Genomic DNA, 1,436 nt, shown 5'->3' on the forward strand with positions numbered 1-1,436 from the left:
ACCCTTGACCGGCCAGGGCAGTTTTCCCTTGGACTGTTGGATGGGGGAACTGGCTGGTTTTCTGGCGGCGAGCCGGGCCAATACCGCTTGCAGCTGTTGCTTTTGTTGATTGAGGGCGTCCAGTTCCCGGTCATTGCTGTTGAATTGACGGTTGATTGTAGAGATTAATTGTTTCCGGTCACTTCTGGATTTAATCAAACGGTCCTGTTTTTGGGTAAGGTCCGCTTGCTGCCCTTCGAGTCTGTCATTCAGAGCCTGCTGTTGTTGCCTGTTGTCTTCTATATCGACCAGCGTTTTCTCAAAGGCTTCGATAGCTTCCAGCTGAGCTTTCTGGAGATGCCTCAGGTAGGTCAGGTGTCTGGATACTGCTTCCGGATCTTCCTGATTCAAGAGTAACTTCAGCCGGTTATCCCGGCTGGCAAGATAAACGGATCGCACACTGTTGGCGATGCGACTCTTTTCGTTATTTTTCTGCGCCGTCAGCGCCTGCTGACGGCTTTGAAGCTTTTTTACGTCGGCTTTTCCCTGTTCAAGCGCTTGTTCTATTTTACGAATAGAGTTTTGCAGCTGGCTCATTTCTGTTTCGGTGGATTGCAAATGCCTCTCGGCAGATGAGCGTTCTTTGTTGAGCTTCTCCAGCAGTTTTCTCAGATGTTCAATGTCTACGTTGATCGCCTCCAGCTGAGCTTGGGGAGTTTCTTGTTCCACGGATTCTGCGTGGGCCGTTTTGCTGTTCATAAAATTGAACAGAGTCAGGGTTACGGCGAACATCAGGGTTGCAGCCGTGATTCTCATACTCAAGCGCCATTGATTTTTTTGATGGAGGTTCCAGTATGCCTTGAATAATCAGGCTTTCACATACCTAAATGGCATTAAGTACCTGATGGAGACTTATATTCAGGTCGCATCCGATTTATTTTCCGTTCCCTGTAACGTGTTATGCTGTTTTAAAAGCAGAAAAACAGCAGAACCCTTTGGGGGGAAACTGTGCAGGTAAACGACAACTTTATGAAATTTACTTTTCTGGGAACCTCGGCAGGTTCTCCTACCGCAGACAGAAATGTGACCGCAATGGCTCTGGCTCTGGATGAAAGTCGAGACTGGTATTTGGTCGATTGTGGTGAAGGAACTCAGCAGCGACTGTTGGCGAAGAGCCCTCAGCAGATGGAGAGCCCTCAGCGGATGGAGAGCCATCGGGGAACCAGGAACCGTTACACGCTGTCCGGCCTGGCAGGTATTTTCATTACTCATGTTCATGGTGACCATATCTTTGGACTGCCAGGCTTGATCACCAGTGCCAGCATGCAAGGCAGGAAAGACCCTTTAACGATTTGTGCACCGGAAGGTGTAGAGAGTTTTGTCAGGCACTCTCTCAAGTGTGCTGCCGTTTGTAATATGCCTTTTGAGCAATAATGATGAGAAAGGTCTGAAACTCA

General features: G+C 48.7%; 2 protein-coding genes. One reads left to right on the forward strand and one right to left on the reverse strand.

What is annotated here, in order from left to right; translation table 11 throughout:
• A partial coding sequence (locus KDK19_RS18950) for a murein hydrolase activator EnvC (RefSeq protein ID WP_257292623.1) occupies nucleotides 1-795 on the reverse strand: 795 nt, incomplete at its 3' end.
• 213 nt (nucleotides 796-1,008) lie between these two features.
• On the opposite strand from KDK19_RS18950, the gene KDK19_RS18955 reads away from it, so the two are divergent.
• Nucleotides 1,009-1,413 (forward strand): MBL fold metallo-hydrolase, encoded by a 405-nt coding sequence (locus KDK19_RS18955; protein WP_257292624.1) that lies wholly within the window; start codon nucleotides 1,009-1,011, stop codon nucleotides 1,411-1,413.
• The last annotated feature ends 23 nt before the right edge of the window (nucleotides 1,414-1,436 follow it).

Origin of the sequence: Endozoicomonas sp. ONNA1 (assembly GCF_024606325.1) — a bacterium.
Lineage (GTDB): Bacteria > Pseudomonadota > Gammaproteobacteria > Pseudomonadales > Endozoicomonadaceae > Endozoicomonas_A.